22 protein-coding genes and 2 tRNA genes are annotated in these 26,686 nt (G+C 73.6%); 12 read left to right on the top strand and 12 right to left on the bottom strand.

Annotated elements, in window-relative coordinates; all coding sequences use genetic code 11:
* Nucleotides 1–61: 61 nt before the first annotated feature.
* Both ACYP53_RS04420 and ACYP53_RS04415 read right to left on the bottom strand, forming a co-directional pair.
* Nucleotides 62–1,522 (bottom strand): ABC1 kinase family protein, encoded by a 1,461-nt coding sequence (locus ACYP53_RS04420; protein WP_189915633.1) that lies wholly within the window; start codon nt 1,520–1,522, stop codon nt 62–64.
* Nucleotides 1,523–1,773: 251 nt separating this feature from the next.
* A complete protein-coding gene (locus tag ACYP53_RS04415) occupies nt 1,774–2,496 on the bottom strand; it encodes a TetR/AcrR family transcriptional regulator (protein WP_459646673.1) in 723 nt (240 codons plus the stop codon).
* A gap of 153 nt (nt 2,497–2,649) precedes the next feature.
* On the opposite strand from ACYP53_RS04415, the gene ACYP53_RS04410 reads away from it, so the two are divergent.
* On the top strand, nt 2,650–4,173 hold the full coding sequence (locus ACYP53_RS04410) for an MFS transporter (protein ID WP_189915635.1): 1,524 nt from the start codon (nt 2,650–2,652) through the stop codon (nt 4,171–4,173).
* A gap of 143 nt (nt 4,174–4,316) precedes the next feature.
* Here the strand turns inward: ACYP53_RS04410 and ACYP53_RS04405 are convergent, their stop codons facing one another.
* Nucleotides 4,317–5,405: a TOMM precursor leader peptide-binding protein gene (locus tag ACYP53_RS04405; RefSeq protein ID WP_189915636.1), complete on the bottom strand. Its 1,089-nt coding sequence runs from the start codon at nt 5,403–5,405 to the stop codon at nt 4,317–4,319.
* A 255-nt stretch (nt 5,406–5,660) separates the two neighbouring features.
* On the opposite strand from ACYP53_RS04405, the gene ACYP53_RS04400 reads away from it, so the two are divergent.
* Nucleotides 5,661–6,386 (top strand): M48 metallopeptidase family protein, encoded by a 726-nt coding sequence (locus ACYP53_RS04400; RefSeq protein WP_189915637.1) that lies wholly within the window; start codon nt 5,661–5,663, stop codon nt 6,384–6,386.
* 79 nt (nt 6,387–6,465) lie between these two features.
* Here the strand turns inward: ACYP53_RS04400 and ACYP53_RS04395 are convergent, their stop codons facing one another.
* Both ACYP53_RS04395 and ACYP53_RS04390 read right to left on the bottom strand, forming a co-directional pair.
* A complete protein-coding gene (locus ACYP53_RS04395; RefSeq protein WP_189915638.1) occupies nt 6,466–7,053 on the bottom strand; it encodes an NUDIX hydrolase in 588 nt (195 codons plus the stop codon).
* Nucleotides 7,050–8,582, bottom strand: a complete 1,533-nt coding sequence (locus tag ACYP53_RS04390; protein WP_459646672.1) for a zinc-dependent metalloprotease — start codon at nt 8,580–8,582, stop codon at nt 7,050–7,052. The genes ACYP53_RS04395 and ACYP53_RS04390 overlap by 4 nt, the downstream gene beginning before the upstream one ends.
* Nucleotides 8,583–8,779: 197 nt before the next feature.
* Between ACYP53_RS04390 and ACYP53_RS04385 the strand changes: the two genes are divergently transcribed.
* The 4 genes from ACYP53_RS04385 (at nt 8,780) to ACYP53_RS04370 (ending at nt 12,140) form a co-directional block, all read left to right on the top strand.
* Complete coding sequence (locus ACYP53_RS04385) at nt 8,780–9,928, top strand: NAD-dependent epimerase/dehydratase family protein (protein WP_373313701.1); 1,149 nt, start codon at nt 8,780–8,782, stop codon at nt 9,926–9,928.
* Between the two features lie 157 nt (nt 9,929–10,085).
* The gene (locus ACYP53_RS04380) at nt 10,086–10,526 is read left to right on the top strand and encodes a molybdenum cofactor biosynthesis protein MoaE (protein ID WP_229928514.1); all 441 of its coding nucleotides are present in this window, start codon (nt 10,086–10,088) and stop codon (nt 10,524–10,526) included.
* Between the two features lie 267 nt (nt 10,527–10,793).
* The gene (locus ACYP53_RS04375) at nt 10,794–10,985 is read left to right on the top strand and encodes a hypothetical protein (protein ID WP_189915641.1); all 192 of its coding nucleotides are present in this window, start codon (nt 10,794–10,796) and stop codon (nt 10,983–10,985) included.
* Nucleotides 10,986–11,027: 42 nt separating this feature from the next.
* The gene (locus ACYP53_RS04370) at nt 11,028–12,140 is read left to right on the top strand and encodes a YlbL family protein (RefSeq protein ID WP_189915642.1); all 1,113 of its coding nucleotides are present in this window, start codon (nt 11,028–11,030) and stop codon (nt 12,138–12,140) included.
* Between the two features lie 38 nt (nt 12,141–12,178).
* Here the strand turns inward: ACYP53_RS04370 and ACYP53_RS04365 are convergent, their stop codons facing one another.
* On the bottom strand, nt 12,179–12,751 hold the full coding sequence (locus tag ACYP53_RS04365; protein ID WP_189915643.1) for a PPA1309 family protein: 573 nt from the start codon (nt 12,749–12,751) through the stop codon (nt 12,179–12,181).
* A gap of 235 nt (nt 12,752–12,986) precedes the next feature.
* Here ACYP53_RS04365 and ACYP53_RS04360 point away from each other — a divergent pair, with 235 nt between their 5' ends.
* The 4 genes from ACYP53_RS04360 (at nt 12,987) to ACYP53_RS04345 (ending at nt 18,709) form a co-directional block, all read left to right on the top strand.
* Nucleotides 12,987–15,986 carry a UPF0182 family membrane protein gene (locus ACYP53_RS04360; protein ID WP_189915644.1) on the top strand — a complete coding sequence of 1,000 codons (3,000 nt, stop codon included), beginning with the start codon at nt 12,987–12,989 and terminating at the stop codon, nt 15,984–15,986.
* A 64-nt stretch (nt 15,987–16,050) separates the two neighbouring features.
* Nucleotides 16,051–16,124 (top strand) — tRNA-Met (locus ACYP53_RS04355).
* 150 nt (nt 16,125–16,274) lie between these two features.
* Nucleotides 16,275–16,348 (top strand) — tRNA-Met (locus ACYP53_RS04350).
* Between the two features lie 387 nt (nt 16,349–16,735).
* Complete coding sequence (locus ACYP53_RS04345) at nt 16,736–18,709, top strand: tetratricopeptide repeat protein (protein WP_229928515.1); 1,974 nt, start codon at nt 16,736–16,738, stop codon at nt 18,707–18,709.
* 19 nt (nt 18,710–18,728) lie between these two features.
* Here ACYP53_RS04345 and ACYP53_RS04340 read toward each other — a convergent pair whose 3' ends face one another.
* On the bottom strand, nt 18,729–19,142 hold the full coding sequence (locus tag ACYP53_RS04340) for a Fur family transcriptional regulator (protein WP_189915645.1): 414 nt from the start codon (nt 19,140–19,142) through the stop codon (nt 18,729–18,731).
* A gap of 106 nt (nt 19,143–19,248) precedes the next feature.
* Between ACYP53_RS04340 and ACYP53_RS04335 the strand changes: the two genes are divergently transcribed.
* The gene (locus ACYP53_RS04335) at nt 19,249–20,727 is read left to right on the top strand and encodes a catalase (RefSeq protein ID WP_189915646.1); all 1,479 of its coding nucleotides are present in this window, start codon (nt 19,249–19,251) and stop codon (nt 20,725–20,727) included.
* A gap of 330 nt (nt 20,728–21,057) precedes the next feature.
* Here the strand turns inward: ACYP53_RS04335 and hisN are convergent, their stop codons facing one another.
* The 5 genes from hisN to ACYP53_RS04310 all read right to left on the bottom strand — a co-directional run bounded on the left by hisN (nt 21,058) and on the right by ACYP53_RS04310 (nt 25,749).
* Complete coding sequence (hisN, locus tag ACYP53_RS04330; protein ID WP_189915647.1) at nt 21,058–21,855, bottom strand: histidinol-phosphatase; 798 nt, start codon at nt 21,853–21,855, stop codon at nt 21,058–21,060.
* 259 nt (nt 21,856–22,114) lie between these two features.
* The gene (locus ACYP53_RS04325; RefSeq protein ID WP_459646671.1) at nt 22,115–22,438 is read right to left on the bottom strand and encodes a DMT family transporter; all 324 of its coding nucleotides are present in this window, start codon (nt 22,436–22,438) and stop codon (nt 22,115–22,117) included.
* A gap of 122 nt (nt 22,439–22,560) precedes the next feature.
* On the bottom strand, nt 22,561–23,613 hold the full coding sequence (rsgA, locus tag ACYP53_RS04320) for a ribosome small subunit-dependent GTPase A (protein ID WP_189915649.1): 1,053 nt from the start codon (nt 23,611–23,613) through the stop codon (nt 22,561–22,563).
* A gap of 15 nt (nt 23,614–23,628) precedes the next feature.
* Entirely contained in the window at nt 23,629–24,960 is a 1,332-nt protein-coding gene (aroA, locus tag ACYP53_RS04315; protein ID WP_189915650.1) for a 3-phosphoshikimate 1-carboxyvinyltransferase, read from the bottom strand.
* Nucleotides 24,961–25,026: 66 nt separating this feature from the next.
* Nucleotides 25,027–25,749, bottom strand: a complete 723-nt coding sequence (locus tag ACYP53_RS04310; protein ID WP_189915651.1) for a M50 family metallopeptidase — start codon at nt 25,747–25,749, stop codon at nt 25,027–25,029.
* A gap of 153 nt (nt 25,750–25,902) precedes the next feature.
* Between ACYP53_RS04310 and ACYP53_RS04305 the strand changes: the two genes are divergently transcribed.
* Nucleotides 25,903–26,655: an SOS response-associated peptidase gene (locus ACYP53_RS04305; RefSeq protein ID WP_459646670.1), complete on the top strand. Its 753-nt coding sequence runs from the start codon at nt 25,903–25,905 to the stop codon at nt 26,653–26,655.
* Nucleotides 26,656–26,686 lie beyond the last annotated feature (31 nt).

Raw genomic sequence — 26,686 nt, 5'->3', positions numbered from 1 at the left:
GTGCCGCAGGCCGCCCCCCGTCATCGGGGAGCGGCCTGCGGCCGTTGGCGCGGGAGGTCCGTCAGCTCTCGGCGCCGCCGGTGCCCTTGCGGGCCCTCGGCTGCCGCGGCGGCTGCCCGGCCTGCTGCGGCTGTCGGGCCTCCTCGGTCTTCCGGGCCTGCGGGGCCTTCCGGGCGCCGCGGGGCCGCTGCGGCCGGTCGGAGAACTCGGGGAGCCACTCCAGCATCTCCGCGCGGAACGGCGCCTGGGCGCCCAGCTGGCAGAGCACGCCGATGGTGCTCAGCGTCACCCGGTGGATCAGCAGGTACGCGGGCGGCAGGTTCAGCTGCTTGCCCAGGTTGTAGGCGGGCGAGCGCGGATCGGCGATCCGGGCCGCCTGGGCGCGCATCCAGGCCCGGGTGAAGTGGAAGTTCTCCACCGCGGCCGGCTCGATGATCGGCAGCAGGTAGTCCAGCACCGCGTCCGGGTCCAGCTGGATCGCGGGCTTCACGAAGCCCTCCTCGCGCAGCATCTTCAGCACGCCCGCCGCGTCCCCGGCCAGCGCCATCCGCAGCGAGGCCCCGATCGGCGCGGGCAGCCCGCCGGGCAGCCGGTCCACCGTGCCGAAGTCCAGCACGCCCAGGCGCCAGCCGGACACCGGGCCGTCGTCCTTCAGCAGCCGGAAGTTGCCCGGGTGCGGGTCGGCGTGCAGCAGACCGGTCCGGGACGGGCCGGCGAACAGGAACCGGGCCAGCAGCTGCCCGGCGCGGTCGCGCTCCTCCTGGGTGCCGCGCGCGATCACCTCGGCCAGCGGGGTGCCGCCCATCCACTCGGTGACCAGCACCTGGTCGGCCTGGGCCACCACGACCGGCACCAGGATGTCCGGGTCGCCCGCGAACTCCTCGGCGTGCCGGCGCTGGGCCTGCGCCTCCAGCTCGTAGTCCAGCTCCTCCGAGACGCGCTCGCGCAGCTCGGTGATCAGCGGCTTGATGTCCAGCCCGGGGATCAGCGGGCCCAGCAGCCAGGCCACCCGGCTCAGCTGTGAGAGGTCCGCGAGCAGCGCGTCGCCCGCGCCCGGGTACTGCACCTTGACCGCGACCTGCCGGCCGTCGTGCCAGACCGCCCGGTGCACCTGGCCGATCGAGGCCGCGGCCGCGGGCCGGTCGTCGAACTCCAGGAACAGCTCGCGCCAGTCGTTCCCGAGCCGCTGGGCGAGCGCGGTGTGCACCTTGGCGGCGGGCATCGGGGGCGCGGCGTCCTGCAGCTTGGTGAGCGCCGCCCGGTACGGACCGGCGACCTCCTCGGGCAGCGCGGCCTCGAAGACGGACAGCACCTGCCCGAACTTCATCGCCCCGCCCTTGAGCTCGCCGAGCACCTTGAACAGCTGGTCGGCGGTGGCCTGTTGGAGCTCGGCCGTGACCACCTCGGCGGAGCGGCCGCCGATGCGCCTGCCGAGGCCGAGCGTGGCGCGACCGGCTATCCCCAGCGGCAGGGCGGCGAGCCGTGCCGTGCGGGTCACTGCCTTGCGCGGAAGATCGCTCACCCGGGCCTCCAATTCATGGCCCCCCGACACCGGACGGCCGACCATCACTACGCCATTGTGCCCGTTCCCCGCCCCGGGCCCGCCGGAATTCCGCGAGGCGGGGCGGGGAACGGGGTCCCATTTGCGAGGACTTGGGCGGCTTGGGCGTGTCTTGTGGATCTTGTCGGATCAGGCCGCGGCGAGGTGCGTGCCCCAACGCCGTGGACCCGGCACGGATCCGCGAGACGCGCCCCAGGTCCGGCCGGCCGGGATCAGCGGGGCAGGCGCAGGGCGAGGCCGTCCAGGACGACCTCCAGGCCGTAGGTGAACTTGGCGTCGCGTACCTCGACCGGATCGGGGATCGCGGCGGCGGCCGCGTAGGCGTCGGCGAGGTGGGCGTAGTCGGCGCTGGCCTGCTGGGCGGCGGGCATCAGGCGGGCGATGAACTCGGCCTCGGTCTCGCCGGAGCGCGCGACGGTGGTGAGCCAGGCCGCCTCGGTGGTGCTCACCCCGACGACGTAGGAGATGAGCGTGTCGATCGCCCGGATCGGATCGGGGAATCCGACGGCGTCGAAGAAGGCGGTCAGCCGCTCGCCGTAGGACGCCAGGTTGGGGCCGAGGTAGGCGAGGCCGGCCTGGCCCAGTACGGAGGAGAGCCAGGGGTGGCGCAGGGCCGTCGCCCGGAACGCCTCGGCGGCCTCGGTGGCGGCGGCGCGCCAGTCGGGGCTGTCGGCGGGCGGCAGGGCCATCTCGCCGAAGACCTCGTCCACGGCGAGCTCCATCAGCTCGTCCTTGGTGGCCACGTGCCGGTAGAGCGAGGTGGCGCCCGCGTTCAGCCGGGCGGCGAGCTTGCGCATGCTCAGGGCCTCGACGCCCTCGGCGTCCAGCATCACGACCGCCTCGCGGACGATTCCGTCCCGGCTGAGCGCGGGCTGGTCGGGCTCGCGCTGCTGACGGGCCCAGACGGACGGGACCGGGGTGCTTCGGGTGGCCATGGGCGACTCCTCCTCTGTGGTGCGTACACCGTTCGCATCGAGCGTACAGGAGTCGATGGTTGCGCACACCGTTCCGCTGTGCGTACAGTGTTCGCATCGACGGAACGCAGTGCGCACCGAAGGAACGGTGTGCGCCGATGGGAGGGGTGACTGATGTCAGTCGACGATGTGACCGGGTCCGGGGTCCGGAACCCGCACCGCTGGTGGATCCTGATCGTGCTCTGCCTGAGCTCGCTGGTGCTGGTGGTCGACAGCATGGCCCTGACCGTGGCGGTGCCCGCGATGACCGCCGACCTCGGCGCGACCGCCCAGGACACCCAGTGGATCCTCGACTCCTACGTCCTGGTCTTCGCCGGCCTGCTGCTGACCTCCGGCAGCCTCGGTGACCGCTTCGGGCGCCGGAAGATCATGATCATCGGCCTGCTGCTCTTCGGGGCGGCGTCGTTCGCGGCGAGCTTCTGCACCAACCCCGGCGAGGTCATCGCCGCCCGGGTCGCGATGGGGGTCGGCGGGGCACTGATCATGCCCTCGACGCTGTCGATCCTCATCACCGTCTTCGACGAGGACGAGCGCAACAAGGCGATGGCCGCCTGGAGCTCGGTGGCGATGCTGGGGCTGGTCGGCAGCCCGGTGCTCGGCGGTGTGCTGATCGACCACTTCTCCTGGCACTCGATCTTCTTCATCAACGTCCCGGTGGTGGCGCTGGCGGTGCTGGCGGGCCTGCTGCTGATGCCGGAGTCCAAGGGCCCGTGGCAGAAGCCCGACCCGCTCGGCGCGGTGCTGTCGGCCGTCGGCATGACCGCCCTGGTCTGGTGGATCATCGAGATCCCGCAGCACGGCGCCTTCGCCGGCCGCTCGCTGGTCACCCTGGTCGTCGCGGTGGCCTCGATCGTCGGGTTCGTGGTCTGGGAGAACGTGACAGCCGCGCCGATGGTGCCGCTGGCGCTCTTCAAGGCCCGCAACTTCAGCGGGGGCTCGCTCTCGCTGACCCTGGTGCAGATCGGCAACGGCGGGCTGCTGCTGGTGCTCACCCAGTACCTGCAGTTCGTGCTCGGGTACTCGCCGGTCAAGGCGGGCCTGGCGTTCCTGCCGCTGGCCGTCGCGGCGCTGCTCGGCAACGGGGTCGGCGCCAAGCTGGCGGCGACGCTCGGCAACCGGCTGCTGATCCTCGCCGGGATGCTCGTCATGGCCTCCTCGTTCGCGCTGCTGACCACCGTCTCGGCCGACACCGGCTTCACCGTCCCGGCGGTCGCGCTCGGGCTGCTCGGCCTCGGCGCGGGCCTGGCGATGCCGGCCGCGGTGGGCGCGCTGATGGGGACGATCCCGCCGGAGCAGGCGGGCGTCGGCTCGGCGCTGAACGACACCATCCAGCAGGCGGGCACCGCCCTCGGCATCGCGATCCTGGGCTCGCTGCTGTCGAGCGGCTTCGCGGGCGGGATGCCGGCCGGGACGCCGGAGCAGGCCAAGCACTCCATCGCCGGGGCGCTGGCGATCGCCGGCGGGGACGCCGGGTTGGTCCGCACCGCCCGGGAGGCGTTCACCGGGGCGATGACCACGACCTTCACGGTCAGCGCGATCGGTGTGCTGGCGGCGGCCCTGCTGGCCACCCTGGTGATGCGGGACCGCAAGGTAGCGCGGGCCGAGGAGCCGGCCGAGCAGGCGGTGGCCGCCGGGTGAGGCCGGCGGTGAGGCCGGCGGTGAGGACGACCTGGAAGGCCGGTGCCCGTGGGGGCGCCGGCCTTCGGCGTTCCCCGGCGGCGAGGCCCGCCCCGGCGGCGCGGCCCCACCTCGGTAGCGCGGCCCCACCGCGGCCGGGCGGCTCACCCCGGCGGGGCCGGCTGCCACAGGCACCCGCAGTCCGGATGCCCCCGCAGCCGCAGCCGCCGGGCCATCCCGTCGCTCGCCGACACCTCGCACCAGCCGTCCACGCTCGGCGGGCGGCCGCCGTCCAGGTGCAGCTGGACGTGCAACGCGGCCAGCCCGGCGACCGCCGTCGCCAGGGCGGTGTCGCAGGCCGGCGTCGGGGCCCGCCCCGGGCCCTCGTGGGCCAGCTGGGCCAGCACCCGCGGCCAGGCCGCGTCCTCGTCCTCCCGCCGCAGCACCAGGCAGTGCCCGCAGGCGGACCTCCCCGGGACCACCAGCGGCCCGACGACGCCGAACTCCTCGACCACGCCCACGTACAGGTGCGGCACCCCGGCCCGGAGCAGCAGCCGGGCCTCGTACGTCCCGCCGGCGAAGGCGGCGCTGCCGTCCCGGGGCGCGAGGACGACGAAGTCCGGCGGTGGGTCGCCCGGCCGGCGGCGCGGGGCGGGCCCCGGGGGACGGCCCGCGGCCCGGTGCACCGCCTCCCGGGCGGCCGTCGCGCGCAGCCGCCCGACGTCCCCGGGCGGCAGGCCCGCAGGCGAGCAGTCGCCCGGTGCCACCCGGCCGCCGTCCGTGACGGTGACCGTGCCGGTGCCCCCGGCGGCCAGGACGGCGGCCACGGCGGCGCCGACCCGGCCCGCGCCGCGCACCTCGATCCGGGCGTCGGCCCGGCGGGCCAGCACCGCCGGTGCGGCGCCCGGGCCGGAGTGGACCAGGGAGAGCGAGGCGAGGTCGGGCCCGAGCAGCTCCCGGTGCGGCTGGGGGAAGCGGGCCAGCGCCCGGTCGGCGGCCTCCGCGTCGTCCAGCAGGCCGGTCTCCGCGAGCTCGGTCAGCAGGGTGTCGGCCGGCTCGCGGCCGAGCCCGATCCGCTCACCGGCCTCGACGAGCGCGGGCCGGTCGCGCGTTCCGTCGAGCAGTCCGAGGAACTCGCACAGGGCCGGGTCGGCGTTGCCGAGCACCCCGGCGTGGCTCGTGACGGTGCCGAACTGCAGGGTCTCGGAGTCCCGCCAGCTGCGGGACAGGGCGGGCTTCAGAGCGAGGCGCACGGCGATCTCCCTTCCGATCGTTTCCGGACGACTGACCGCAGCATGCCCCATCGCCCGGACGGTGTGCCGAAAGTTGTCCACAGGCCCGTACGCATGATCAGAACATCGGTTCGCACGCCCTGTGGATAACTGGGGATCCTCCCCGGCGTCGGATTCCGGACACCCGCCGTCGACTTTTCGTTCGCGATCACTCCATGAAAGATTCCGGCCATGGCAGCGGACTTCTGTCCGTGCCACCGGGTAACGTCGTGTGCCATGGCAGCCGAGCGGGACTCCCATCCACCGGCGTCGCGTCGGCGTGCCCGTGCCGCGTCCGGGTCACAGATCGCGGCGCCGAACACGCGCGGGCGTCCGGACCAGCGGTACGCCGAGCAGCAGCCGCCGCAGCACCCGCCCGTCGGGGCGGTCTCCCCGGAGCCGCACGACCGCGGCCGGGTCGAGGTGCGGCGCAGCGCCCGCCGCAGCCGTACGGTCTCCGCCTACCGCGAGGGCGACCGCACCGTCGTGCTGATCCCGGCCCGGATGTCGCACGCCGAGGAGCAGCGCTGGGTCGCGCAGATGCTGGAGAAGCTCGCCGCCCAGGAGTCCCGGCGGATCCCCGGGGACGAGGCCCTGATGGCCCGGGCCCGCGAGCTGTCGGCCGCCTACCTGGACGACCGCGCCCACCCCAGCCAGGTCCGCTGGGTCACCAACCAGAACTCCCGCTGGGGCTCCTGCACCCCGAGCGAGGGCACGATCCGCCTCTCCCACCGCCTCCAGGGCATGCCCGAGTACGTGCTGGACTACGTGCTGCTGCACGAGCTGGCGCACCTGCTGGTGCCGGACCACGGGCCCGCGTTCTGGGCGCTGCTGGAGGCCTACCCCCGCACCGAGCGGGCCCGGGGCTACCTGGAGGGCGTGGTCTCGGCGGCCCGGCTGCCGCACATCCCGGGCGCCCGGCACGCCGACCCCGGGCCGGACCCGGGCGCCTCCTGCGGCTGAGGACCGGCGGGACCGACCGGAGGACGACGCGAAGGGGGCGCGGGCCGATGCGGCCCGCGCCCCCTTTCGACGTCACACCTCAGCCGGTCAGCCGCCGGGCCCGGGCCACCAGGTCGCGCACCGAGTGGTCGGTGAGCTCCGGCAGCCGGTCGTAGTCGAACCAGCGCAGGTCCAGCGACTCCTCGCTGATCAGCGCCTGGGCGCCGGCCGGGGCCAGCGCGATGTACTGGACGTCCAGGTGGGTGTTCTCCGGCCGGTCCTTGCCGGTGCAGCGGACCTGGTGGCGGTCCAGCTTGACCGGCACCGGGGCGCCGTCCTCCGTCAGCAGGACCAGGTCGGGGATGCCGGACTCCTCGACGGCCTCGCGCAGCGCGGCCGAGGCGAGGTCGCGGTCCTCCGGTTCGCAGTGCCCGCCCATCTGCAGCCACATGCCGACCTTGGGGTGCAGGGTGAGCAGTACCCGCCCGGCCGCCGGGTCGACGACCGCCGCGCTCGCGGTGATGTGCGCGGGCAGGCAGGAGCGGTAGAGGCCCTCGGGCTGCGCGGTCAGGTGGTCCAGGTAGTCGAGCCGCAGCAGCTCCTGGTCCTCGTCGGCCGGCCGCCACCCGGACAGGGTGCGGACGGCGTCCGCGTGCAGGGTGGACGCGGACGTCCCGGTGTCGGTCATGCGGTGGGCTCGCCCTTCCCGTCGGTGTCGGTGCCGTCGTGCTCCGGCCGGTCGCCGCCCTCGGTGCGGTCGGGACCCTTGGTGAGGTCGGGCTTGCCGGCCGCGGCCTCGCCGAGCAGCTTGTCGAGCGCGTCGAAGTCGAACCCGCCCTCCAGGTCGCCCGCGGCACCCCGGTGCACGAAGGCGTCCGGGTCGTCCAGGTCGGCGGCGGTGGGCAGCATGTCCGGGTGCTCCCAGAGCGCGTCGCGGCCCTCGACGCCGCGGGCGTCGGCGAGCAGCGCCCAGAGCCGGGAGGCGTCGCGCAGGCGGCGCGGGCGCAGCTCCAGGCCGACCAGGGTGGCGAAGGTCTGCTCGGCGGGCCCGCCGGCCGCGCGGCGGCGGCGGACGGTCTCGCGCAGCGCCCCGGCCTGCGGCAGGTGCGGCTCGGCGGCGGCGTGCACGACGGCGTCCACCCAGCCCTCGACCAGCGCGAGCGCCGTCTCCAGGCGGGCGAGCGCGGCCTTCTGCTCGGGGGTGTCCTCGGGCTGGAGCAGGCCGCCGGCCAGTGCCTCCTGCAGGGCCTCGGGGTTGCTCGGGTCGAGCTGGCCGACCAGCTCCTCCATCCGGGAGGTGTCGACCTTGATGCCGCGGGCGTAGGCCTCCACGGCGCCCAGCAGGTGGGCGCGCAGCCACGGCACATGGGCGAAGAGCCGCTGGTGGGCGGCCTCGCGCAGGGCGAGGTAGAGGCGGACCTCGTCGGCGGGCACGCTCAGGCCCTCGCCGAACTCGGCGACGCTCTGCGGCAGCAGCGCGGCCTTGCCGGCCGGGGCGAGCGGCAGGCCGACATCGGCGGAGCCGACCACCTCGGCGGCGAGGGCGCCGAGCGCCTGGCCGATCTGGGTGCCGAACATGGCGCCGCCCATGGAGCGCATCATGCCCATCAGCGGGCCGGCCATGGCCTGCATCTCCTCGGGCAGCACGCCGCCCATGGCGTTGCCGACCCGCTCGGCGACCGGGTCGACCAGGTCCTTCCAGACCGGGAGGGTGGCCTCGATCCACTCGGCCCGGCTCCAGGCGACGGCGGTGCCGGCGCCGGAGGGGAACTCGGTGGCGCCGTCGAGCCACAGGTCGGCCAGGCGGACGGCCTCGGCGACGGCGGAGCGCTCGGAGGCGCTGACCGAGCGGTCCTTGCTCTTGCCCTCGGCGGGCTCGGCGACCACGGTCTGGCGGGCGATGTTCTGGGCGAGGTCCCAGTTCACCGGGCCGCCCTCGAACGAGAGCATCTGCCCGAGCTGCTGGAAGGCGGCGCCGAGGTCGCCCGGGTTCATGCCGCCGAACATCGCGGCGAAGGGGTTGTCGCCGCCGGCGCCGCCCGGGGCGCCGGGCAGGCCGAACATCGCGCCGAAGGGGTTGCCCCCGCCGAAGCCGAACGGCTGCGGGCCGGAGCCGGACTGCTCCTGGTCCTTCTTCTTCTGCGCGTCGTCGGGCTTGGCCTTGCCGTCCTCGGGCTCCTCGGGCGGAACGCCGAATCCGAAGGGAAGGTCGCTCACGGGGTCCTCGATCCGGTCGGCCGTCATGCGGTGTGGCGGGGAAATCAGCGCCCGGGGCGGTGGCGGAGTCGGGGACTCGGGGGCGGCTCCCGCGCGGCTGGCCCGCGCCGGGTGCACCGCCGGGCCTTCGCCTCGGGCAGGATGGACGTACGTGACACACGTCCGTACGCACATAAGCTAACCGTGGAGGATGGCCGGTGAGTTCCCCGCCCTCGGACGTTCGCTCTGGGCTGACCGGAGGAGAGGAGGCGTCGGACACCACGGCGTCGCCGCCTCCAGCCTACGGCGGACGGCCGCTGACCGTGGCGGTGACCGGCGCCGCGGGAGTGCTGGGGGAGCGGGTCGCGGCGCGACTGGTCGCCTCCCCGCACGTGAAGAAGGTCCTGGCGGTGGACGACCGCCGCGGCGAGGTCCCCGGCGTGCAGTGGCGGGTGCTCGACGTGCGCGACCCGGCGGTGGCCGAGCGGCTGGCCGGGGTCGACGTGGTGGTGCACCTCGCGATGGACTTCGGCATGGAGTCCGATCCGCGGGCCCGCAGCGCCTACAACGTGCGCGGCGCCCAGACGGTGCTGACCGCGGCCGCGGCCGCCGGGGTGCACCGGGTCGTGCTGTGCACCTCCGCCATGGTCTACGGCGCGCTGGCCGACAACGAGGTGCCGCTGGCCGAGGACTCCGAGCTGCGGGCGACCGAGGAGGCCTCGCTGGTCGGGGACCTGCTGGAGATCGAGCGGCTGGCCCGCCGCGCGCCACGCGCCCACCCCGGGCTGCAGGTGACGGTGCTGCGCCCGGCCGTGGTGGTGGGCCCCGGTGTGGACACCGTGCTGACCCGGCACTTCGAGGCGCCCCGGCTGCTGGTGGTGGCCGGCTCCCGCCCGTGCTGGCAGTTCTGCCACGTGGACGACCTGGCGGCGGCGCTGGAGTACGCGGCGCTGGGCCTGGTCGAGGGCGAGGTGACGGTCGGCTGCGACGGCTGGCTGGAGCAGGAGGACGTGGAGCGGCTGTCGGGGATCCGGCGGATGGAGCTGCCGGCCGCGCTGGCGCTCGGCACCGCGGCCCGGCTGCACCGGCTGGGCCTGACCCCGGCACCGGCCGGGGACCTGGCGTACACGATGTACCCGTGGGTGGTGTCCGGCAGCCGGCTGCACGAGGCGGGCTGGCGTCCGGCGCACACCAACGAGCAGGTGCTGGCCGAGTTGCTGGCCCAGGTGTCCGGCAAGCACGCGGTGGCCGGGCGCCGGCTGGGCGGCAAGGAGGCCGCGACCAGCCTGGGGGCGGCCGGGGCGACGGTGGCGCTGGTCGGTACGGCGGCGCTGGTGCGCCGGGCCCGCAAGCGGCGCCGGTTCTGACCCGGGCCGGGGGAGGGTTCCGGTCCTGCCCCGGGTCGGCGGAGCACGGCGTCGATCGATCGGCCGATCGGGCGCCTTTTCTCACGATGCGAAATTTCCACATCGTGATGCGGAAGACACTTGCCTCCGACCGTCCCCGATGAGGAATCATGGGGTCATGTCCGAGAACCACGACCCCATCCGTCTGCTCGCCATCCGCGACACCCCGCTCTCGCTGGACGAGGTGTACGAGGCGGTCGGCGACGACGCGGCCGGCGGCACCACCGTCTTCGTCGGGACGGTCCGTGACCACGACGGCGGCAAGTCGGTGTCCGCGCTGGAGTACAGCTGCCACCCCACCGCCGAGCAGGAGATGCGGCGGATCGCCGAGAAGGTGGTCGCCGACTTCCCGGTCCGGGCGCTCGCCGCGGTCCACCGGGTCGGCCGGCTGGAGATCACCGACAAGGCCGTGATCGTCGCGGTCTCCTGCGCCCACCGCGGCGAGGCCTTCGCGGCCGCCCGCCGGCTGATCGACGACCTCAAGCACGAGGTGCCGATCTGGAAGCACCAGGTCTTCGCCGACGGCGAGGAGGAGTGGGTCGGCGCCGGCGGCTGCTGAGACCGGCCCGCGCACCGCGGAACCGTCCGCACGTCCCGCGCACCGCGGAACCGTCCGCACGTCCCGCGCACCGCGGAACCGTCCGCACATCCCGCGCGTCCGTCGGGGCAGGCTCGCCGGTGCCTCACTCGAACGGGTTCGCGGCGACGCCCCGAATACTCCCTGGAAGTGAGCCGATCGGCCGTCCCGTAACCCGGACGGCGCCGTCCGCGTTGTCCGCCGGGGTGGTTAATCTGCTCATAGACACGACGAGCTGGGAGTACTGACATGGGTGCGCTCGCCTGGCTGATCATTCCGGTTGTCGCCGTCCTGGCCGCGGCCCTCTGGGCGGGGTGGGCCCAACGGGCCCCGCGGGCCACCGGGGACCCGGCCTCACTCGCCGAACACCGGCGCTTCATGGCCGCGATGGAACGCACCACCGCCGGGGCCGCGGGCCCGGGCGAGCCTTCCGGCCGGTAGCCCGCCGGGCGCCCCGTCACCCGCGTCCCGTACTGTCGAGGCATGCCACGCCGCTCCGCGACGATGCTCGCTGCCACCCTGCTGCTCATAGCGCTGCTCTGCGTCTCGGTGCTGATGAAGGTGCCGTACACGGAGATGAGCCCGGGGCCGACGTACAACACGCTCGGCAACCAGGGCGGCAAGCCGGTGATCAGCGTCTCGGGGCACGAGTCCTACCCGACCACCGGGCACCTCAACATGACGACCGTCCAGGTCACCGGGGCCAAGTACGAGCCCAGCCTGGTCAACGCGGTGGTCGGCTGGCTGCGCGACGACGTGCTGGTGGTGCCGCACGACAACGTCTACCCGAAGGGGCAGTCGGACGCCGAGGCCAAGAAGCAGAACGCCGAGGAGTTCGCCTCCTCCGAGGACAGCGCCCGCACCGCGGCCCTGAAGCAGCTCGGCGTCCCGGTCGGCAGCGATCTGATCGTCAAGTCGGTCACCGCCGGAGCCCCGGCCGAGGGCAAGCTGCACGCGGGCGACCAGATCGTCGCCGTCGACGGCGCCCCGGTCGCCTCGGTGGACCAGGTGGTCGCGGCGGTCGTCAAGCACAAGCCGGGCGAGTCGGTGGTCTTCACCGTCGTGCCGCGGGTCAAGGACGCGGCCGGAAACGTCGCCGCGACGCCGGGCACCAGGACGGACGTGGCCGTCCCGACCGTCCGGGCCAAGGACCTCGACCCGAAGGCCCCGGCCGAGCGGGCCGAGCTCGCGGTGGTCGGCATCGGCACCGGGATCCGGCACACCTACCCGTTCCAGATCGACATCGGCCTGCAGGACGTCGGCGGCCCGAGCGCCGGCCTGATGTTCTCGCTCGGCATCATCGACAAGCTGACCCCGGGCGGCGACCTGACCGGCGGCCGGTTCGTCGCGGGCACCGGCACCATCGACGACGACGGCAAGGTCGGCCCGATCGGCGGCATATCGATGAAGCTGATCGCCGCCCGGGACGCCGGGGCCGAGTACTTCCTCACCCCGTCCTCGAACTGCGCCGAGGCCACCAAGAACATCCCGTCCGGGCTGACCCTGGTCAAGACGGACACCCTGGACGGCGCGCTGAAGTCGCTGGAGCAGATCCGCTCCGGGCAGGCCTCCGCGCTGCCCTCCTGCGCCAAGTAGCCCTCGGCGCAAGGGCGCGCGGAGGCCCCCGAGAGGCGTTACGAGAAGGTCGCCAGCAGCGCTTCGGTCAGGCCGGGCACCAGGTCCGGGCCGGTCAGCACCTCGCGGGCGACGTCCTTGGAGCGCAGCCGCAGGGCGATCTCCTTCCGGCCGTCGCGCAGCACGGCGGCGGTGATCCGCACCTCCTCGCGCTTGGGGTGGTTGGCCACCCACTCGGCGAGCTGGGCGTCGCTGGCACCGCGCGGACGGGACTGTTCGGCGCCCGGGGGCAGCATCAGACGCTCGACGACCAGCGCGCAGCCGGCCACCGCGGCGGGCCAGGCGATGGTGCCGAGGAACTTGTCGAGCTCCATGCCGGCCGGCAGCTCGTCCTGCTCGACCGGGGTGAGGCCGGGCTCGTCGCTGTCGGCGAGGCCGAGCTGCTTGGCGATCCGCGGGTCGGCCTTGCGCAGGGCGGCGCTGTCCACCAGGGCGAACAGCCGGGCCGGGAGGTCCCAGCCGAGGGTGGCGGCGTACTCGTCGATCTCCAGCGCGGCCCGGGTGAGCGGGGAGGCGGCCGGGAGCTTGGAGACGTCGTCGGGGGAGTTGTTCAGATCAGGCGCGTCGGACATGCCTCAATCCTCACACGCCGGGCGGGGCGCGCTCGCCGGGCGGCCCGGCCGGAGGTGGGGTGGCGCGGGCCGCACCGGGGTACGGCTGGGGTACGGCCCGGGGGAGACGGCCGGGGGAGGGGCTGCGTCGTAACCGTCTGCTAACGGTGGGAACTCGGCCAAAGCCTGGTTAAGTTGCTCTGACGACCGACCGATATCCAGACGACACAGCTGAGGTGCCACCGTGGTATTCCAGATGCCGGAACGCTCAGGGCCGGGTTTCCGGCGAAGGGTGGGTCCGCCCTCGCGGCGGGCGCGGGTGGCCCTGCTGACCCTGGGCGTACTCGCGGTGCTGTTCCTGCTGTTCGTCATGTTCGCGGGCTTCTGGACGGACTGGCTGTGGTTCAGGTCGGTCCACTACTCCTCGGTGTTCACCACCCAGCTGTGGACGAAGATCGGGCTGTTCGCGGTGTTCGGCCTGCTGATGGCGGCGATCGTCGGCTTCAACATCTGGCTGGCGCACCGGCTGCGGCCGCCGCTGTCCGCGATGTCGGTGGAGCAGCAGAGCCTGGACCGCTACCGCGCGGGCCTGGCGCCGTTCAAGCGCTGGGCGCTGATCGGCGTCTCGCTGGTGATCGGGCTGGTGGCGGGCGCCGCGGCGTCCGGCCAGTGGCGGACCTGGCTGATGTGGACCAACTCGACGTCCTTCGGGGAGAAGGACGCCCAGTTCGGCATGGACGTCTCCTTCTACGCCTTCGACCTGCCGTTCTACGAGTTCGTGCTCGGCTTCGCGTTCAGCGCGGTGATCGTCTCGCTGCTGACCTCGGCGCTGGTGCACTACCTGTACGGGGGCCTGCGGCTGCAGGGACCGGGCCGGCGGGCGAGCGCGGGGGCGCAGGGGCACCTGGCGGTGCTGCTGGGCGTCTTCGTGCTGCTGAAGGCCGTCGCCTACTGGCTGGACCGGTACGCGCTGGCGGTCAAGACCGGTTCGTACAAGGGCGTCTCGGGCTGGACGGGCCTGCGCTACGTGGACGCCAACGCGTTCCTGCCGGCCAAGACCATCCTGTTCTTCGTCGCGATCATCTGCGCGGTGCTGTTCTTCCTGACCCCGATCCGCCGCACCTGGGCGCCGGCCCTGATCGGGCTGGGCCTGATGGTGCTCTCGGCGGTGCTGATCGGCGGCCTGTACCCGGCCATCGTGCAGCAGTTCCAGGTCAAGCCGAACGAGCAGGCCAAGGAGACGCCGTACATCCAGAAGAACATCGACGCGACGCGGCAGGCGTACGGGATCGCCGACGCGCAGACCACGCCGTACAGCCCGCAGGGGTCGACCACCGCCGACGCGCTCAAGCCCGACGCGCAGACCATCGCTGACGTCCGGCTGCTGGACCCGAACATCGTGTCGCAGACGTTCCAGTCGCTGGAGCAGCAGCGCAACTACTACGCCTTCCCCAGCACGCTGGACGTGGACCGCTACGGCAGCGGCGCGACCAAGCAGGACACCGTGATCGGCCTGCGCGAGCTGGACCTCAACGGCGTGCAGCGCAACTGGATCAACGACCACTTCAAGTACACCCACGGCTACGGCGCGGCCGTCGCCAAGGGCAACCAGGTCGACGACAAGGGCGGGCCGGTGTTCACCGAGTCCGGCCTGCCGGCCACCGGCGGGCTCGGCGACTACCAGCAGCGGGTCTACTACGGCGAGAAGACGACGACGTACTCGATCGTCGGCGGCTCGAACAAGGAGATCGACTACACCGACACCAAGACCGGTCAGAACGTGGAGTACACGTACACCGGTGACGGCGGTGTCTCGCTGGACAACCCGATCACCCGGGCCGCGTACGCGGTGCGCTTCGCCGAGCCGCAGATCCTCTACGCGGGGGCGATCACCGACGGCGCCAAGGTGATCTACAACCGGACGCCCAAGGAGCGGGTGGAGAAGGTCGCGCCGTGGCTGTCGATCGACGCCGACCCGTACCCGGTCGTGCAGAACGGCCACGTGGTGTGGGTGGTGGACGGCTACACCACCTCGGACGGCTTCCCGTTCTCCTCGAAGACCACCCTGGGCACCGCCACCAAGGACTCGCTGACCAACCAGCGCGGTGAGCTGCTGACCGTCGCCAACCAGGTCAACTACATCCGCAACTCGGTCAAGGCCACGGTGGACGCCTACACCGGCGAGGTGAAGCTCTACCAGTGGGACGAGAAGGACCCGGTGCTGAAGACCTGGATGAAGGCCTTCCCCGGCACCGTCGAGCCGAAGGCGGACATCCCGCAGTCGCTGCTGCCGCACCTGCGCTACCCGCAGGACATGTTCAAGGTGCAGCGCGACCTGCTCGGCCAGTACCACGTGACCGACTCCAACTCCTTCTTCAACGGCAGTGACATCTGGCAGGTCCCGGTGGACCCGACCAGCGACACCAAGCAGGTCCAGCCGCCGTACTACGTGACGGTCCGGATGCCCGACGCCGCCGGCGCGAGCTTCTCGCTCACCAGCACCTTCGTGCCCAACGGCCGTCCCAACCTGGCGGCGTTCCTGGCCGTCAACGCGGACCCGGGCGACGACTACGGGAAGATCCGCCTGCTGAAGATGACCGGCGAGTCGGGCGCCCCCGGCCCCGGCCTGGTGCAGTCGAAGTTCAACTCCCGCCAGGAGGTGGCCAACCAGATCTTCGCGCTGAAGAGCGGCGGCGACACCGAGCTGGAGTACGGCAACCTGCTGACCCTGCCGGTCGGCGGCGGCCTGCTCAACGTCGAGCCGGTGTACGTGCGTGGACGCGGCGCCAAGTACCCGACGCTGCAGAAGGTCCTGGCGGTGTACGGGGACGACAACGTGGCGTTCGAGGACACCCTGGAGGCCGCGCTGAAGAAGCTGTTCGCCGGGCAGGCCCCGCCGGCCACGCCGGTGGCGCCGTCCAACCCGGGCAGCGGCACCGCCCCGACGGCCCCGACCACGCCGACCTCGCCGACCTCGCCGGTCACGCCCGCGCCCACCTCGCCGGCCACTCCGGCGCCGGGCGGGACGATCTCGCCGGAGCTGCAGAAGGCGCTCACGGACGCGGGGAAGGCCTACAACGACAGCCAGACCGCGTTCAAGAACGGCGACTGGGTGGCCTACGGCAACGCCCAGAAGGCGCTCGGCGACGCGCTGAAGGCGGCCGAGGCGGCCCGCGGCGGCAGCCCGGCGCCCGCCCCGGCCGGCACCCCGAGCCCGGGCGCCACCGGCACCGGATCGCCCGCTCCGCAGCCGTAGCCCGCTGAGCTGCGGCAACCGTTTTCCGTTCCACCCCGCGTTCGTGCTACTGTTCAGTCACCGACGCGGGGTGGAGCAGCTCGGTAGCTCGCTGGGCTCATAACCCAGAGGTCGCAGGTTCAAATCCTGTCCCCGCTACAAAGGCCAGAGGCCCGGAGGATCCTTCCTCCGGGCCTCTGGTGTTTCTGCGGTTCCGGGCGTCTTCCGGCCTCCTCCGGCTCCCTCCGGGCGTCCGCCGTTCGGTGGTTTCGGGTCCACCCCGCATTCGTGCTACTGTTTAGTTACCGACGCGGGGTGGAGCAGCTCGGTAGCTCGCTGGGCTCATAACCCAGAGGTCGCAGGTTCAAATCCTGTCCCCGCTACAAAGGCCAGAGGCCCGGAGGATCCTTCCTCCGGGCCTCTGGTGTTTCCGCGGACGCTTCCGTACCGAAGCGGGCGGTTCCGTACCGAAGCGGTGGGAACCGCTCCGGTACTATCGACCGTCGCCAAGGAGGACGACAGCGGGGTTTGTGGGGTGGATGTGTCGGGAAATCGACAAAGCGCCGAAGCAATTTCGTCGGCTTCGGGTCGGCCCCGCTCGAATTCGGCCGGGGCAGGTGTACGCGGGTAGCAGGTGATGCGACGATGGGACACATGGGGGACGGTGTACGGCTGCTGATCGGCCGTCGGGTCCGGCACCTCTCCTGGGAGTCCCCCCGGCCGCACGCCGGGGCACGATGCCGCGACACTCTGGGGGAGCGGGAGTCGGCATGAGGCTGATCGGCAAGTCAGGCGCCAAGTCCGCGGCGGCAGCCGAGGCTGACACCGACGCCTGGGCGGAGAGTGCCGAGACCCCCGAGGGCCGCCCCGGAGCCCTGCCCGCCCAGCGCACCAGCGGACTCTCCGAGCGCCCCGCCCCGGGCAGCGGCCCGGACAGCCTGGTCCACGTGTCCGCCCGTCAGTTCGCCGCCGCCGTCGGCCCGTACGGGGACCGGCCCGACGGGGAGCCGGGCCCCGCCGCCGCGCTCGACCCGGCCGCCCTCGACCCGACCAGCTTCGAGACCGCGCTGGCCGCCCGCGAGTCCGCCGCCCTCGAAGCCCGGCACCGGCAGGCCGCCGACGGTGGCGACGCGGACGCCGCCGGCCGGCTGGGCACCCTGCTGCTGCGCCGCGGCGACCTGGAGGACGCCGAACCGTACCTGCGCGCCGCCGCGGCCGCCGGGCTGCGCGCCGCCGCCAACAACCTCGGCGTGCTGCTGCACCAGCAGGGCCACCGGGCCGAGGCCGGCCAGTGGTGGCGCCAGGCCGCCGTCGCGGGCAGCGCCCCGGCCGCGCACGCGCTCGGGCTGCAGCTGCGCGACCAGGGCGAGGAGGAGGCTGCCGAGTACTGGCTGCACTTCGCCGCCGACCACGGACACCCGCTCGGCGCCTACGCGCTCGGCGATCTGATGGAGCACCGCCGGGACGTACGGGCCGAACGCTGGTTCAAGGTCTCCGCCGACGCCGGGCACCGGGAGGCCGCCTACCGGCTGGCCCGGATGCGCGAGGCCGCCGGGGACAAGGAGACCGCCGAGGCCTGGTACCGCACCGCTGCCGCCCGCAGCCACGCCCGCGCCGCGCTGCGCCTGGGCGTCCTGCTGGAGGAGCGCGCCCGTACCGAGCAGTCGCTGCTGGACGAGGCCGCCCGCTGGTACCGCCAGGCCGCGCAGAACGGCGAGCCGCGCGCGGCCTGCGCGCTCGGCTTCCTGCTGCGTGACTCCGGCGAGATCGCGGCCGCCGCCGAATGGTGGCAGGAGGCCGCCGAGGCCGGCGACGGCAACGCCGCCAACGCGCTCGGCGCCCTGCACGCGAGCCGCGGCGAGGCCAAGGAGGCCGAGCGCTGGTACCGCGTCGCCCTGGACGCGGGCGACCAGAACGGCGCCTTCAACCTCGGCCTGCTCTGCGCCGGCACCGGCCGCGAGCAGCAGGCCGAGCAGTGGTACCGCCGGGCCGCGTACGCCGGGCACCGGGAGGCCTGCAACGCGCTGGCCGTGGTGCTGCTGCAGCGCGGCGACGAGTCCGGCGCCGAGCCGTGGTTCTCCAAGGCCGCCGAGGCCGGCAGCGTCGACGGCGCCTTCAACCTCGGCGTGCTGCACGCCGGGCGCGGCGAGCAGCGCCAGGCCCAGGAGTGGTACGCGCGGGCCGCCGCCGAGGGCCACGGCGAGGCCGCGCTGCAGCTCGCGGTCGCCCAGGAGCAGCGCGGCAACCTGGCCGGGGCGCTGGAGCGCTACCGGCAGTCGGCCGCGGGCGGCTCCGCCGAGGGGGCCTTCCGGCTCGCCTCGCTGCTGGACCGGCGCGGTGACGCGGACGCCGAGGCCGAGCACTGGTACGCGCTGGCGGCCGACGCCGGGCACCGGCGGGCCCAGGTGCGGATGGGTGTCCGGGCGGCCGAGCGGGGGGCGCTGGAGATCGCCGAGAGCTGGTACCGGCGGGCCGCCGGGGCGGGCAGCCGAAGCGCCGCGTTCAACCTGGGCCTGCTGCTGGCCCGGCAGGACAGCGAGGCCGAGGCGATGCTCTGGTACACCCGGGCCGCCGACGCCGGGCACGGACGGGCCGCGCTGCGCCTGGCGCTGCTCGCGCTGCGCCGGGGCGAGCCGGTGCAGGCGGAGAACTGGTGCCGGCGGGCGATCGACTACGGGCCGGCCGAGGTCGCCGAGCGCGCCGGGCGGCTGCTGGGCGCGCTGCACGCCGAGCTGAGCGCGTAGCGGCTCGCCGGGGAGTGCCCTACGCGCGGCAGTCGGGGCACAGGCCGCGGTAGGTGACCTCGGCGGTGGTGACGGCGAAGCCGAACCGCTCGGCGGCGGGCAGCGCGGCGAGCGGGTCGCCCTGCGGGTGGACGTCGCGGATCGCCCCGCAGCCGGAGCAGACCAGGTGCTGGTGGGCGCGGTGCGCGTTGGGGTCGTACCGCCGGGCGCGGCCGTCGGTGGCGACCTCCAGGACCTCGCCGAGGGCGACCAGCTCGCCCAGCGTGTTGTAGACGGTGGCCCGGCTGATCTCGGGCAGCCGGGCCACCGCCCGGGCGTGCACCTGGTCGGCGGTGAGGTGGACGTGCTCGCCGTCGAGGACCTCGGCCACGACGCGGCGCTGCGAGGTGAGCCGCCAGCCGCGCCCGCGCAGTCTCTCCAGCAGGTCGTTCATGTCCACCAGATTAAGTCAGAGTCCGGGATTGATTCCAGTGTTGACTTAGACAAAGTCCAAGTTAGGATCGTGTCATCACGACCGGACATCCGTGGAGGCACCCGTTATGACCACGCAGGACGAGCTGCGCCCGACCCTGACCACGGAGGCGGGTGCCCCCGTCGCCGACAACCAGAACACCGAGACCGCGGGCATCGGCGGCCCCGCCCTGATCCAGGACCAGCTGCTGTTCGAGAAGCTCGCGCACTTCAACCGCGAGCGGATCCCGGAGCGCGTGGTGCACGCCCGCGGCGCCGGGGCCTACGGCACCTTCACGGTCACCGCCGACGTGACGCCCTGGACCCGGGCGGCCTTCCTCTCCGAGATCGGCAAGGAGACCGAGGTCTTCCTGCGCTTCTCCACCGTCGCGGGCAACCTCGGCGCGGCCGACGCGGTGCGCGACCCGCGCGGCTTCGCGCTGAAGTTCTACACCGAGGAGGGCAACTACGACCTCGTCGGCAACAACACCCCGGTGTTCTTCATCAAGGACGCCATCAAGTTCCCCGACTTCATCCACACCCAGAAGCGCGACCCGTACACCGGCTCGCAGGAGGCCGACAACGTCTGGGACTTCTGGGGCCTGTCCCCCGAGGCCACCCACCAGGTCACCTGGCTGTTCGGCGACCGCGGCATCCCCGCCTCGTACCGGCACCTCAACGGCTACGGCTCGCACACCTTCCAGTGGCAGAACGAGGCCGGCGAGCACTTCTGGGTCAAGTACCACTTCAAGACCGACCAGGGCATCCGCAACCTCACCCAGGCCGAGGCCAACGCCCTCGCCGGCGAGGACCCGGACAGCCACCAGCGCGACCTGCGCGAGTCGATCGAGCGCGGCGAGTACCCCAGCTGGACGGTGCAGGTCCAGATCATGCCGGCGGCCGACGCGGCGAACTACCGCTTCAACCCCTTCGACCTCACCAAGGTCTGGCCGCACGCCGACTACCCGCCGGTCGAGATCGGCCGGCTGGAGCTCAACCGCAACCCCGACAACGTCTTCGCCGAGGTCGAGCAGTCGGTCTTCTCCCCGTCGCACTTCGTGCCCGGCATCGGCCCGTCCCCGGACAAGATGCTCCAGGGCCGGCTGTTCGCCTACGCCGACGCCCACCGCTACCGGGTCGGCATCAACGCCGACCACCTGCCGGTGAACCGCCCGCACGCCACCGAGGCCCGCACCAACGGCCGCGACGGCCACCTGTACGACGGTCGCCACGGGCGGCAGAAGAACTACGAGCCGAACAGCTTCGGCGGCCCCGTGCAGACCGGCCGCCCGCTGTGGGCCGCCACCGCCGTCGACGGGAGCACCGGCACCCACGTGGCGCCCTCGCACGCCGAGGACGACGACTTCGTGCAGGCCGGCACCCTGTACCGGCTGTTCTCGGAGGACGAGAAGCAGCGGCTGATCGCCAACCTGGCCGGCTTCATCGCCAAGGTCTCCGCCGACCGCGAGGACATCGTGGAGCGGGCGATCGACAACTTCCGCAAGGCCGACGCCGACTACGGGCAGCGGCTGGACGCGGCGGTCCGGGAACTGCGCAAGCAGCGCTGACGCACCCCGGAGCGGGGCCCGGTGAGGGGCCCCGACGAAACGCGGGCCCCGAGTGCCGATGGAGAACCGGCACTCGGGGCCCGCGCTGTTACTCGCCCGCTCGCCTCCGGGGCGCTCGGATCCGGTGCCGACGGTCGGCGCTCCAAGACCCCTCGTTCCTCAGGGCCTCCTCGCTTCTCCCTTTCGGCACCGGCGCGCCCCTTCGGCTCGGGGCGGGGGCTCGCCCGCTCGCGAGGTGCTGGCTCGGGGCGGGGGCTCGCCCGCTCGCGAGGTGCTGGCTCGGGGCGGGGGCTCGCCCGCTCGCTTCCGGGGCGCTCCGGCCCGGGTGGCTCAGACGCTCAGGCGGCGGAGGGCTTCGTCGTGCAGCAGGCCGTTGGAGGCGACGGCGTCGGCGCCGCCGGGGCCGGGGACGCCGTCCAGGCCGGTGAAGCGGCCGCCGGCCTCCTCGACGATGACGGCGTTGGCCGCCATGTCCCAGAGCGACAGCTCGGGCTCGGCGGCGATGTCGACGGCGCCCTCGGCGACCATCATGTAGGACCAGAAGTCGCCGTACGCGCGGGTGCGCCAGCAGGCGCGGGTGAGGTCCAGGAACGGGTCGAGGCGGCCGCGCTCCTCCCAGCCGGTGAGCGAGGAGTAGGAGAAGGACGCGTCCTCGATCCGGGAGACGCCGGAGACGTGGATCCGGGAGGCCTTGGCCAGGCTGCGGCCGGCGAAGGCGCCCAGGCCCTTGGCCGCCCACCAGCGGCGCTGCAGCGCGGGCGCGGAGACGATGCCGACCACCGGGCGCTCGACGCCGTCCGGGCCGTCCTCCAGCAGGGCGATCAGGGTCGCCCAGACCGGGACGCCGCGGATGTAGTTCTTGGTGCCGTCGATCGGGTCGATCACCCAGCGGCGCGGGCCGGAGCCCTGCAGGCCGAACTCCTCGCCCAGCACCGCGTCGCGCGGGCGGGCGCGCTGCAGCACGCTGCGGACGAGTTCCTCGGCGGCCTTGTCGGCGTCGCTCACCGGGGTGAGGTCGGGCTTGGTCTCGATCTTCAGGTCGAGGGCGCGGAAGCGTTCCAGGGTGACCGAGTCGGCCGAGTCGGCGAGGACGTGGGCGAGTCGGAGGTCGTCGTGGTAGTCGGCCATGTCCAAGACCCTAGCGAGCCCGCCCCGATCGGCACAGCCGGGCTCGCGGAGCGGGACGGAGCCGTGCCGGTCCTGGCCGTGGAGCCGGGGCGCCGTCCTAGGGCGTGTCTGACAATTCCCGCCGGGCGCGCGACGCCGGGGCACGCACCTCGCCGCGTTGTCGTCGGTCGCCGATGCTCCGCATGGACTCCCTCCTCCGCCTTGCGATGCACGCACCCCAACGCCGCGCGCTGATCCGACGCGAATTGTCAGACACGCCCTAGTGCGCGGTGCCGCTCAGCTGCAGGCCGATGACGCCGGCGATCACCAGGGAGATCGAGACCAGCTTGAGCACCGAGCTGGTCTCGTCCAGGAAGACCATGCCGTAGATGGCGGTGCCGGCCGCGCCGATGCCCGTCCACACGGCGTAGGCGGGGCCGACCGGCAGGGTCTTGAGGGAGAGGGTGAGCAGGCCGAAGCTGCCGAGGGCGAACACGCAGAAGCTGACGGTGGGCCAGAGCTTGGTGAAGCCCTCGCTGAGCTTGAGGTTGATCGCGAAGCCGGTCTCCAGCAGGCCGGCCAGGACCACCAGGGCCCATGCCATCGCGTGCCCTCCCAGTCGATCGACGGTCGGACCGTGCCCGGCCTGACCTTCCTATGATCACCAGGTGGGCCCGGTCCGACACCTCGGACGGGCCACCAACCCCGGGGCACGGAGCCCCGGGCTCAGTCGGCCTCGCCCTCCTTGCTGGCCAGCAGACGGCGCAGCGAGTAGAGCCGGGCGGCCTCGGCGTGGCCGTCGGCGACCCAGGCGTCCAGCGCGCAGTCCGGCTCGTCGTGGCTGCACGCGCGCGGGCAGTCGACGGTGCCGGGCTCCAGGTCGGGGAAGGCGAGGATGACCCGGGACGGGTCGATGTGCGAGAGGCCGAAGGAGCGGAAGCCCGGGGTGTCGATCACCCATCCGGTGTCCAGCGCCTTCTTGGAGCCCGGCTTGGCGCCGGGCGGCGGGGGCAGCCGCAGCGCGAGGGCGGACACCGTGGTGTGCCGGCCGCGGCCGGTCACCGCGTTGACGTGGCCGGTCTGCCGCCGGCGGTCCGGGACGAGGGCGTTGACCAGGGTGGTCTTGCCGACGCCGGAGTGGCCGATGAACACCGTGGAGCGCCCGCGCAGGTGCTCGCGGACGGCCTCGGCGCCGGCGGTCTCCAGCTCGTCGCGGCGGGTCACCACGTACCGGATGCCGAGCGGGGCGTAGGAGTCCAGCACCGGCTCGGCCGGCGCCAGGTCCGCCTTGGTGAGCACCAGCAGCGGCTCCATGCCCGCGTCGTAGGCGGCCACCAGGCAGCGGTCGATCAGCCGCGGGCGCGGCTCCGGGTCGGCCAGGGCGGTGACGATGGCCAGCTGCTCGGCGTTGGCGACGACGATCCGCTCGTACGGGTCGTCGTCGTCCGCGGTGCGCCGCAGCACCGAGGTGCGCTCCTCGACCCGGACGATCCGGGCGAGGGTGTCGGCGTCCCCGGAGAGGTCGCCGACCAGGTTGACGATGTCGCCGACGACGACGCCCTTGCGGCCCAGCTCGCGGGCCTTCATGGCGACGATCTGGCGCTCCTGCTTGGTGCCCTGGTCGACCAGACAGGTGAGCCGACCGCGGTCGACGGTCAGCACCATCGCCTCGGCGGCGTCCTCGTGCTTGGGCCGGATCCGGGTCCGCGGCCGGGAGCCCCGGCGGGCCGGGCGGTTGCGGATGTCGTCCTCGTCGGCGTCCTTGCCGTAGCGGCGCATGTGCTCAGTCTCCGCTCAGTGGTCCGCCGCCGCTTCGCCGAGCAGCTCGGACCACATCCCGGGGAAGTCGGGCAGGGTCTTGGCGGTGGTGGCGACGTTCTCCACCCCGACACCGGGCACGGCGAGGCCGAGCACCGCGGCGGCCGTGGCCAGACGGTGGTCCTCGTAGGTGTGGAAGACGCCTCCGCGCAGCGGGCGCGGGCGGATCCGCAGGCCGTCCTCGGTCTCGGTGACGTCGCCGCCGAGGTCGTTGATCTCCTTGGCGAGCGCGGCGAGCCGGTCCGTCTCGTGCAGGCGCAGGTGGGCGATGCCGTACAGGTGGGACTCGGAGTCGGCGAGCGCGGCCACCGCGGCGATCACCGGGGTGAGCTCGCCGACGTCGTGCAGGTCCGCCTCGATGCCGTGGATCCGGCCGGTGCCGGTGAACTGCAGGCCCTCGTCGGTGAACTCGCAGGCGCCGCCCATCCGGGTGTAGATCTCGCGCAGCTGGTCGCCGGGCTGGGTGGTGTGCTTCGGCCAGTCCCGCACGGTGACGCGGCCACCGGTGACCAGCGCGGCGGCGAAGAACGGCGCGGCGTTGGAGAGGTCGGGCTCGACCACCAGGTCGCGGCCGATCAGGGCGCCGGGGGTGACCCGCCAGACGTCCTTCTCGCCGCCGTCCTCGGGCGCGTCGACCTGGGCGCCGGCCAGACGCAGCATCTCGACGGTCATCCGGATGTGCGGCAGCGACGGCACCGGGCCGCCGACGTGCCGGACCTCGATGCCCTGGTTGTAGCGGGCGCCCGAGAGCAGCAGCGCGGAGACGAACTGGGACGAGGAGGAGGCGTCCAGCTCGACCGGGCCGCCGTCCAGCGAGCCGGTGCCGTGGACGGTGAGCGGGAAGGCGCCGCGGCCGCCGTCCTCGATCCGGGCGCCCAGCGCGCGCAGGGCGTTGATCACGCCGTGCTGGGGGCGCTCGTAGCAGCGCGGGTCGCCGTCGAAGTGCACCGGGCCGTCGGCGAGGACGGCGAGCGGGGGCAGGAAGCGCATGACCGTGCCGGCGTTGCCGACGTCGACGGAGGCCGGGCCGAGCAGCGCGGGGGCCGGGATGACCCGCCAGGCCTCGCCGCCGCCGGTGCCGCCCGCGTCGTTGTTGACCGTCTCCTCGATGGTGACCCCGAGGGCGCGCAGGCCGTCGGCCATCAGCTGGGAGTCACGGCTGCGCAGCGGGCGGCGCACCCAGCCGGGCTTCTCGGCGAGCGCGGCCAGCACCAGGGCCCGGTTGGTGACCGACTTGGAGCCGGGGATGGTGACGGTGGCGTCGACGGGGCTGGTGGCGACGGGGGCGGGCCACGGGGTCTCGGTCATGTGGGCAAGTCTAGGGCCGTACCGAAACCGCCCGGATCGTGGACGCGGACGGCCCCGCGCGGCGGGCTACTGCAGGGGCTGCAGCAGCCAGGTCGCGCCGAGGGCGAGGCAGGCGAGGGCGACGAGCAGGAAGACGGCGACCCAGGCGAGCGCGGGGACGTGGGTGAGCCGGGCGAGCTGGTCGGCGTCCGAGTCGCGGGCCCAGCCCATCCGGCGCTGCTGCTGGAGTTCGAGGACCGGGCGGACGGCGCCGAACAGCAGGAACCAGCAGCCGAGGTAGGCGAAGCCGGCCTGGACCTCGGCGCTGCCGAACCAGGAGACCAGGAAGAACGCGCCGCCGGCCACCAGCACGATGAACAGGCCGAAGGCGTTGCGGATGCGCAGGAGCAGGGCGAGCAGCAGGACGATCGCCAGCCACAGCAGCAGGGTGATCCGGTCGGCGGCGAGCAGGGCGGCGCAGCCGAGCCCGAGCAGGGCCGGGGCGGTGTAGCCGGCGGCGGCGGTGAGGACCATGCCGGCGCCGGTGGGGCGGCCGTAGGACACGGTGAGGCCGGAGGTGTCGGAGTGCAGCCGGATGCCGGCGAGCTTGCGGCCGGTGAGGCGTGCGACCAGGCCGTGGCCGCCCTCGTGGGCGATGGTGACGGCGTTGCGGGCGACGTGCCAGAGCGGCCGGGCGAGGACGGTGAGCAGGGCGACGGCGCCGGTGGCCAGCACCAGCCAGCCGGGCGGGGCGGTCTGGGAGCCGGTGACCTGCTCCCACAGGGCGCTCAGGGTCCGGTCGTCGGTCATCGTGCGGTCCTCCCCGTCTTCCGTTCGCTGCGGTGGGCCGTTCGGGGCAGCCTCCCATGCGGGGACGGCGGGGCGGGAGCGGTCGGTTCTGGTCCGGGCGTGAGGAAGCGATGAGGAAGTGGCGGGGGCGGGCGGCATGGCAAGCTGGCCCGCATGTGCGGTCGGTTCGCAGCCAGCAGCAAGCCCGAGGACGTCGTCGAGCTGTTCGACGTCGAGCAGTGGGATCCCGAGGAGACCCTGGACCCGAACTGGAACGTCGCGCCGACCAACAGTGCCTTCGTGGTGCTGGAGCGGATGGCCGAGGACCGGCCGCGGCCGGTGCGGCAGCTGCGGGTGCTGCGCTGGGGGCTGGTGCCGCAGTGGTCGAACACCGCGGAGACGGCGGTGAAGATGATCAACGCCCGGTCGGACACGGTGCACGAGAAGCCCTCGTACCGGCAGGCTTTCGCCGCGCGCCGGTGCGTGCTCCCGGTGGACGGTTACTACGAGTGGCAGGCGGTGCCGGGCGAGCGGGGCAAGGCCCGCAAGAAGCCCTACTTCGTCTCCCGGGCGGACGGCACCCCGCTGGCGCTGGCCGGGCTGTACGAGTTCTGGCGCAACCGGGCGGTTCCGGCCGGGCACCCGGAGGCCTGGCTGGTGACCTTCACGATCGTCACCACGGACGCCGAGGAGTCGCTGGCACCGATCCACGAGCGGATGCCGCTGTTCCTCGACCCGGAGGCCTGGGACGAGTGGCTGGACCCGCGGCGGACCGACCCGGACGCGCTGCGCCGGCTGCTGGTACCCCCGCCGCCCGGCGCGCTGCTGGCCACCCCGGTGTCGCCGGCGGTCGGCAGCATCCGCAACAACGGCCCGGAGCTCAAGGAGCCGTGGACCGAGGTCGAATACGAGACCACGCTGTTCTGACCACCTGTTCCGACCACCCTGCTGTTCTGAC

Source organism: Kitasatospora sp. Ki12, from assembly GCF_054601375.1.
The sequence above is the reverse complement of the archived record's forward strand: the minus strand, read 5'-3'. Positions and strand labels throughout refer to the sequence as shown.

Excerpts from the sequence above, each read along its gene's own strand:
- ACYP53_RS04415 (WP_459646673.1), bottom strand. The coding sequence starts at position 2,496 with ATGGCCACCCGAAGCACCCCGGTCCCGTCCGTCTGGGCCCGTCAGCAG.
- ACYP53_RS04410 (WP_189915635.1), top strand. The coding sequence starts at position 2,650 with ATGTCAGTCGACGATGTGACCGGGTCCGGGGTCCGGAACCCGCACCGC.
- ACYP53_RS04400 (WP_189915637.1), top strand. The coding sequence starts at position 5,661 with ATGGCAGCCGAGCGGGACTCCCATCCACCGGCGTCGCGTCGGCGTGCC.
- ACYP53_RS04395 (WP_189915638.1), bottom strand. The coding sequence starts at position 7,053 with ATGACCGACACCGGGACGTCCGCGTCCACCCTGCACGCGGACGCCGTC.
- ACYP53_RS04380 (WP_229928514.1), top strand. The coding sequence starts at position 10,086 with ATGTCCGAGAACCACGACCCCATCCGTCTGCTCGCCATCCGCGACACC.
- ACYP53_RS04375 (WP_189915641.1), top strand. The coding sequence starts at position 10,794 with ATGGGTGCGCTCGCCTGGCTGATCATTCCGGTTGTCGCCGTCCTGGCC.
- ACYP53_RS04370 (WP_189915642.1), top strand. The coding sequence starts at position 11,028 with ATGCCACGCCGCTCCGCGACGATGCTCGCTGCCACCCTGCTGCTCATA.
- ACYP53_RS04365 (WP_189915643.1), bottom strand. The coding sequence starts at position 12,751 with ATGTCCGACGCGCCTGATCTGAACAACTCCCCCGACGACGTCTCCAAG.
- ACYP53_RS04360 (WP_189915644.1), top strand. The coding sequence starts at position 12,987 with ATGCCGGAACGCTCAGGGCCGGGTTTCCGGCGAAGGGTGGGTCCGCCC.
- ACYP53_RS04345 (WP_229928515.1), top strand. The coding sequence starts at position 16,736 with ATGAGGCTGATCGGCAAGTCAGGCGCCAAGTCCGCGGCGGCAGCCGAG.
- ACYP53_RS04340 (WP_189915645.1), bottom strand. The coding sequence starts at position 19,142 with ATGAACGACCTGCTGGAGAGACTGCGCGGGCGCGGCTGGCGGCTCACC.
- ACYP53_RS04335 (WP_189915646.1), top strand. The coding sequence starts at position 19,249 with ATGACCACGCAGGACGAGCTGCGCCCGACCCTGACCACGGAGGCGGGT.
- hisN (WP_189915647.1), bottom strand. The coding sequence starts at position 21,855 with ATGGCCGACTACCACGACGACCTCCGACTCGCCCACGTCCTCGCCGAC.
- ACYP53_RS04325 (WP_459646671.1), bottom strand. The coding sequence starts at position 22,438 with ATGGCATGGGCCCTGGTGGTCCTGGCCGGCCTGCTGGAGACCGGCTTC.
- rsgA (WP_189915649.1), bottom strand. The coding sequence starts at position 23,613 with ATGCGCCGCTACGGCAAGGACGCCGACGAGGACGACATCCGCAACCGC.
- aroA (WP_189915650.1), bottom strand. The coding sequence starts at position 24,960 with ATGACCGAGACCCCGTGGCCCGCCCCCGTCGCCACCAGCCCCGTCGAC.
- ACYP53_RS04310 (WP_189915651.1), bottom strand. The coding sequence starts at position 25,749 with ATGACCGACGACCGGACCCTGAGCGCCCTGTGGGAGCAGGTCACCGGC.
- ACYP53_RS04305 (WP_459646670.1), top strand. The coding sequence starts at position 25,903 with ATGTGCGGTCGGTTCGCAGCCAGCAGCAAGCCCGAGGACGTCGTCGAG.